This window comes from Acinetobacter sp. UBA2063 (genome assembly GCF_002333245.1).
GTDB classification, from domain to species: domain Bacteria; phylum Pseudomonadota; class Gammaproteobacteria; order Pseudomonadales; family Moraxellaceae; genus Acinetobacter; species Acinetobacter parvus.
In genome coordinates, this window is the sequence record NZ_DDAH01000136.1 from 1 (window position 1) to 6317 (window position 6317).

Sequence of the window (6317 nt, forward strand, 5' to 3'; positions counted from 1 at the left end):
TTGAAGCAGGTATCACCGTTCTAGATCCGAGTGTTTCGGGTAAAGACACATCTAAAAATAATACAGGTGATATGGCCAATCACTATTACGCGCCCAATGCAGCCTTAAAAATTCAAGCCACAGAAAAACTTTCGATTGGTTTGATTTATGATCAGCCCTATGGCGCAGATGCAGAATACACGGGCAAAAGTAACTTTATCGAAAGCCGCCCTGTTCCATTTAAAGGCGGCACATCAGTTACAGTTGATACTGAAAACTTAAATCTGCTACTCGGTTATCAACCGAATCAAAACTGGAATATTTATGCGGGTGCGGTCTATCAAACCCTAGATAGTACCGTACTGTTACGTGGCAAAAGTTATAATGCCTACAGTGGTTATGACTTCAAAACAGGCAAAGATGAACCAGTTGGCTGGTTAGCGGGTGTTGCTTATCAAATTCCTGAAATTGCACTCAAAGCTTCTTTGACTTACCGTGCAAAAATCAAGCATGAAATGAATGCTTATGAAAATCATGGTATTGCAGGCATGACTGGCAGTGCAGGTTTGGATGCAGTTCTAAATAAAATTAATCATTCAGAAGGTACAACTGAAATCACCACACCACAATCGATCAACCTCGATTTCCAGACAGGTATTATGGCAGACACGGTTGCATTTGCGAACCTACGCTGGGTGAACTGGAAAGACTTCGCTATTCGTCCTTATAAATTTGGGGCAGCCTCCATCCTCCCTCCTATCGTTGCCTCAACAGGGAAGAAAGACGGTTTTGACCTTGTAGCCTATACTGACGATCAATATTCAATTACCACGGGTGTGGGCCGTAAACTGAATGATCAATGGGCGGGTAACGTTTCTGTAGGCTGGGATTCTGGTGCAGGTAATCCTGTAACCACTTTGGGTCCAACAGAAGGTTACTGGAACCTTGGTCTGGGTGTTCAATACAGTCCTACTCCAGCAACATTCATCGCAGGTGGAGTGAAATATTTCTGGTTAGGTGATGCAAAAGCCCAGTCAGGCTCTCAGTTCAACACACCAGGTTATGTGGCTGAGTTTAAAAACAATGATGCAATCGCGTACGGTTTAAAAATTGGTTATAAATTCTAATTTTGACCGATCAAAACAAAGGGCACATCATGTGCCCTTTGTTTTATGGAGTTTTCTATTATCACAGTTAAAAACAGAAAATCTTAGGTTTATTCTGGAATATTACGCTGAGATACTGAACGAATCGCCTGCTTTAATGCTTCATAACCATGCAGTGGTGGAAACTGTGGAAATTCAGCAATTACATTGTCTGGCGCATCAAACAGGAAACCGTGATCAGCCTCACCCAGCATGGTTGTGTCGTTATAGGAATCACCAGCAGCAATCACGCGGAAATTCAAACCATGTAATGCTTTTACAGCTTGACGCTTTTGATCTGGTTGACGCAGTTTATAGGCAGTAATCATGCCATTTTCATCGGTCTCAAGTTTATGACAGAAAATTGTTGGCCAGCCTAACTGCTTCATCAATGGATGGGCAAACTCATAGAATGTATCAGATAAAATAATCAGTTGAAAATGAGTACGCACCCATTCCACAAATTCTCTCGCACCTTCAAAAGGCCCCATGTCTGCAATAACGTCCTGAATGTCATTTAAACCCAAACCATGTTGTTTAAGGATGTTTAAACGCTGGGTCATTAATACATCATAATCTGGAATATCACGAGTTGTTGCCTCGAGTTCTTTAATGCCAGTTTTCTTTGCAAAATTAATCCAGATTTCTGGAACCAAAACCCCTTCAAGATCTAGGCAGACGATTTCCATGAATGCTTCCAATGTTGGTTAAAAATTGCTGTATCATACCATTAACATTTTCAATTTTGCGCTGTTGTTGAATAAAACGGTTTTATTCTGCAAGATTAAAACCACAAGCAGGCCACCAGCTTTGCTTATAATGATTTACAATTGTGCCCAAGCCTATCGCCAGGAACATTCATGACTGTTATTCCTACTATTGACCTTGTAGATGCGCTCGCTGCTGAATACGCAGACAAATCGCCACGAGAAATTTTAGAACTCGCACTTAGCCAGCAAGGTGAGATTGCAATTTCATTTTCGGGTGCGGAAGATGTTGTGCTGATTGATATTGCCTCACGTCTAGGCAAACCCTTTCGTGTGTTTAGTCTGGATACAGGTCGTTTGCATGCGGAAACCTATCAATTTATTGAAACGGTCCGTAAGCACTATAATATCAATATTGAAATCTGCTTCCCTGAATCCGCAGCAGTACAACAACTGGTTAATGAAAAAGGGTTGTTTAGCTTTTTTGAAGATGGGCATCAGGAATGTTGTGGTGTTCGAAAAGTGCAGCCTTTGCGTAAGAAACTTGCCACTTTAGATGGCTGGATTACAGGGCAGCGTAAGGACCAGAGTCCAACTCGCAGTGATGTTCCTGTGGTTCAAGCCGATGTCGGTTTCTCTGGCGAGGGCAAACAACTAATTAAATACAACCCGCTTGCCAACTGGAGCAGCGCGGATGTATGGAGTTACATTCGGATGATGGAGATTCCATACAACCCACTGCATGAGCGTGGTTTTATCTCGATTGGTTGTGAACCATGTACTCGCCCTGTACTTCCGAATCAGCATGAACGTGAAGGTCGCTGGTGGTGGGAAGAAGCCACACACAAAGAATGTGGTTTGCATGCAGGCAATCTTAAATAATAGTGCCTAGCAGATTTGGTATATAAAAACCACTGATTCGTCAGTGGTTTTATTTTTTCTGACTCCTCTGTACAAAGTCATATTTTAACCAGACTAAACCGTATATACTTCACACAACGGTTCAATAATTCTAATAAGAATTATAGGGTGTGTTGGATGCGATCTTGCGAGCTATGTTCCATTGCGATATAGCACATTGTTTAGACTATGCACGGCATGATTGAAGTGTCATCAGACCCTACAAGTATCTTATAAAAAATGCAAGGAGAGGCTATATACATGCGCCCATTACACCCAATCGATTTCATTTTTCTTTCTTTAGAGAAAAGACAGCAACCTATGCATGTAGGTGGCTTGTTTTTATTTGAGATTCCAGAAAATGCATCGCCTACTTTCGTTCATGACCTAGTTCAAGATATCCGACAATCAAAAAGTATTCCTGTTCCACCATTCAACAACCAGCTCAATGGGCTATTTTGGGGAGAGGATGAAGAGTTCGATATTGACCACCATTTCCGCCATATTGCCTTACCAAACCCAGGCCGTATCCGTGAATTGCTGGTCTATATCTCGCAGCAACATAGCTCACTGCTTGATCGTGCAAAACCACTTTGGACCTGCGATGTGATTGAAGGAATCGAAGGTAATCGTTTTGCGATGTATTTCAAAATTCATCATGCGATGGTCGATGGCGTTGCAGGTATGCGTCTGATTGAAAAATCGCTTTCAAAAGATCCGAATGAAAAGCATGTCGTGCCATTATGGTGTGTCGAAGGAAAGCGTACTAAACGCTTGAAAGCACCTAAAACCCCTGCTGTCAGTAAAATCAGGGGAGTTCTGGATACGATTAAATCCCAGTGTGAAATTGCACCTAAAGTGATGCAGGAACTTTCACAAACACTGTTTAAGGAAATTGGGAAAAACCCTGACTATGTGTCAACATTTCAGGCCCCACCGTCAATTTTAAACCAACGTGTAAGCTCTTCCCGCCGTTTTGCTGCCCAGTCTTTTGAGTTGGAACGTTTCCGTCGTATTGCCAAAACACTGGGCGTTACCCTTAATGATGTGGTATTGGCGGTATGTTCTGGTGCATTACGTGAATATTTGATCAATCAAAATAGTTTGCCGAAAAAACCGTTAATTGCAATGGTGCCTGCTTCATTGCGTACAGATGATTCTGAGTTCAGCAACCGTATCACCATGATTCTGGCAAATTTAGCCACCCATATTGCGGACCCAATTGAACGTTTAGAAATTATTCGCCGTAGTGTGCAGAACTCAAAACAGCGGTTTAGCCGCATGAGTGCAAACGAAATCCTAAACTATAGTGCATTAGTCTATGGGCCAGCAGGTTTAAACATTGCTTCAGGCATGCTTCCAAAACATCAGGCATTTAATCTTGTGATCTCGAATGTACCAGGCCCACGTGAACCTTTATACTGGAATGGTGCGAAACTTGATGCGCTCTACCCTGCATCTATCGTCATGGATGGTCAAGCACTCAACATCACCATGACCAGTTATCTGGACAAGTTGGAAGTCGGTTTAATTGCGTGCCGTAATACTGTACCAAAAATGCAGACACTTCTTACGCATTTAGAGGATGAAATTCAGCGTTTTGAAAAGGCGATTCGGGACTTGCCAGAACAGAAAGTTGCGAATTAAGTTCGCAGAAAAAATTAAGGGGCTTTACATAGCCCCTTATTTTTTAATTGCACGGCAACGTTGTAAAAGCTGATGACAGGCGGAACGAATCATGGCCGTAGTAATCTGAACCTCTTTACCTTGGCTATCAACCATATAGCATGTGTTAACAGGGTTACTGTCCAACACATGCTTAAAACCTTGATTCACTAATCTTTCACTGACATTCATAATTATATACCCCATCTTATTTGCTAAGATACTCAAGATACCTATGGCTCATTTTATTGTTCTAGTATTTAAAATTTGTGATTGAAAGTAAAATTTCAGTTGTAACAAGGATTAAGCGAAATATTGTTACAACTTTAGCTTAAAATGATATCGTATTGCTCTTGCGTATACAGATTTTCGACCTGAAATTTAATCACGCGATTAATGAAATGTTCCAGATCCGCCACGGCTGGGGCTTCTGCTGTGAGTAGCCGATCAATGACCGCTGGATGTGCAACGACAGTAAAGCCACCCTTGGAATCAAATGCACGGGCATAGCGCAGGATTTCTCGAAATATTTCGTAACATACTGTCTCCGCGGTCTTCACATAACCACGCCCCTGACAAGTTGGGCATGATTCACACAGTAAATGTTCCAGAGACTCGCGAGTACGTTTGCGGGTCATTTCAACCAGACCAAGTTCCGAAACCTGGGTAATCTTGGTCTTAGCATGATCCCGTTCCAGCATCTTTTCAAACTGGCGCATCACCTCGTCACGGTGTTCGGCTTCCTGCATGTCAATGAAGTCAATAATAATAATCCCACCAAGATTACGCAGACGTAGTTGTCTTGCAATGACCTGTGTGGCTTCCATATTGGTCTTAAACACAGTGTCTTCTAAACTACGACCACCCACATAAGAGCCTGTATTGACATCAATCGTGGTCATGGCTTCGGTCTGGTCAATCATCAGGTAACCACCAGACTTGAGCGCCACCCGAGTCTGCAAGGCTTTCTGTAGATCATCCTCAACGTTGTATAAGTCAAACAGTGGTTTTTCACCAGGATAATGAATCAAACGATCATGCATGCTCGGCATAAATTCATCAATAAATTCTTGCAGCTTGCCGTAGATTTCCCGTGAATCGACATAAATTTTGGCAGTTTGTTCACTGGCCAGATCACGCACCACTCGGCGCGGCAAAGGCAATTCCTCAAAAATCAGGGATGGAACAACGGTACTTTGCTGGGTACGTTGAATATATTCCCAAAGCTTGGCGAGATAGCACATGTCCTGCACAATCGACGCTTCATCCACTCCCTCTGCGGCAGTACGCACAATCACGCTGCCTGGTAACTGGTGTTCGATCTGAATACGCTCAATCATGCTGCGTAAACGGTCACGCTCCTCTTCGGACTCAATGCGCTGGGAAACCCCAATATGCTTGCCAAAAGGCATCATCACCAGATAACGGGATGGGATAGAAAGGTCAGTGCTAAGTCGGGCGCCTTTAGTGCCAAGCATGTCTTTCATGACTTGAACCGTCAGGATTTGCCCAGGATGTAGCAACTCAAAAACGTTGGGAGTTGGCTGTGAACGGGGCCACACCATATCATTGATATGTAAAAAAGCGGTTCTGGACAAACCAATATCAACAAAGGCGGCCTGCATTCCTGGCAGCACCCGCACCACCTTGCCCTTGTAGATATTACCCACCAAACCACGCTTTACCGTACGCTCAACGAATAATTCATTAACCGTTCCATTTTCAATCAAGGCCACACGACATTCCATCGGTGTGACGTTAATCAGCAATTCTTCTGCCATAACCAACTCAAAATTTTATAAAAATTCTTATATCCGAAAGTATCAGCCTGGTAATTTTATACGGAGGCCTTAACGCTTTCTAATAACTGTACTGTCTCATATAAGGGTAAGCCTACAACATTACTGTAACTTCCACGAAT

6 protein-coding genes and 1 pseudogene are annotated in these 6317 nt (G+C 42.8%); 3 read left to right on the plus strand and 4 right to left on the minus strand.

From position 1 onward, the window contains the following. The coding region (locus tag B4H32_RS06205) for an OmpP1/FadL family transporter (RefSeq protein ID WP_286800907.1) at nt 1–1106 on the plus strand (1106 nt) is incomplete at its 5' end. Between the two features lie 89 nt (nt 1107–1195). Here the strand turns inward: B4H32_RS06205 and thrH are convergent. Then, nucleotides 1196–1813, minus strand: coding sequence for a bifunctional phosphoserine phosphatase/homoserine phosphotransferase ThrH (thrH, locus tag B4H32_RS06210; RefSeq protein WP_004678194.1), 618 nt, complete (start codon nt 1811–1813; stop codon nt 1196–1198). Between the two features lie 171 nt (nt 1814–1984). Between thrH and B4H32_RS06215 the strand changes: the two genes are divergently transcribed. After that, nucleotides 1985–2713 (plus strand): phosphoadenylyl-sulfate reductase, encoded by a 729-nt coding sequence (locus tag B4H32_RS06215; protein WP_004777920.1) that lies wholly within the window; start codon nt 1985–1987, stop codon nt 2711–2713. 279 nt (nt 2714–2992) lie between these two features. Further along, nucleotides 2993–4378 (plus strand): WS/DGAT/MGAT family O-acyltransferase, encoded by a 1386-nt coding sequence (locus B4H32_RS06220; RefSeq protein ID WP_004756011.1) that lies wholly within the window; start codon nt 2993–2995, stop codon nt 4376–4378. Nucleotides 4379–4414: 36 nt separating this feature from the next. On the opposite strand, the gene B4H32_RS06225 is transcribed toward B4H32_RS06220, so the two are convergent. The 3 genes and pseudogenes from B4H32_RS06225 to B4H32_RS06235 all read right to left on the minus strand — a co-directional run. Then, nucleotides 4415–4588, minus strand: a complete 174-nt coding sequence (locus B4H32_RS06225; RefSeq protein WP_286800909.1) for a PA1571 family protein — start codon at nt 4586–4588, stop codon at nt 4415–4417. Nucleotides 4589–4722: 134 nt separating this feature from the next. After that, a complete protein-coding gene (rng, locus tag B4H32_RS06230; RefSeq protein ID WP_286800908.1) occupies nt 4723–6177 on the minus strand; it encodes a ribonuclease G in 1455 nt (484 codons plus the stop codon). Between the two features lie 56 nt (nt 6178–6233). After that, nucleotides 6234–6317 (minus strand): annotated as a pseudogene (locus B4H32_RS06235) (Maf family protein); the annotation flags it as partial.

Excerpts from the sequence above, each read along its gene's own strand:
- B4H32_RS06215 (WP_004777920.1), top strand. The coding sequence starts at position 1,985 with ATGACTGTTATTCCTACTATTGACCTTGTAGATGCGCTCGCTGCTGAA.
- rng (WP_286800908.1), bottom strand. The coding sequence starts at position 6,177 with ATGGCAGAAGAATTGCTGATTAACGTCACACCGATGGAATGTCGTGTG.
- B4H32_RS06220 (WP_004756011.1), top strand. The coding sequence starts at position 2,993 with ATGCGCCCATTACACCCAATCGATTTCATTTTTCTTTCTTTAGAGAAA.
- B4H32_RS06225 (WP_286800909.1), bottom strand. The coding sequence starts at position 4,588 with ATGAATGTCAGTGAAAGATTAGTGAATCAAGGTTTTAAGCATGTGTTG.
- thrH (WP_004678194.1), bottom strand. The coding sequence starts at position 1,813 with ATGGAAATCGTCTGCCTAGATCTTGAAGGGGTTTTGGTTCCAGAAATC.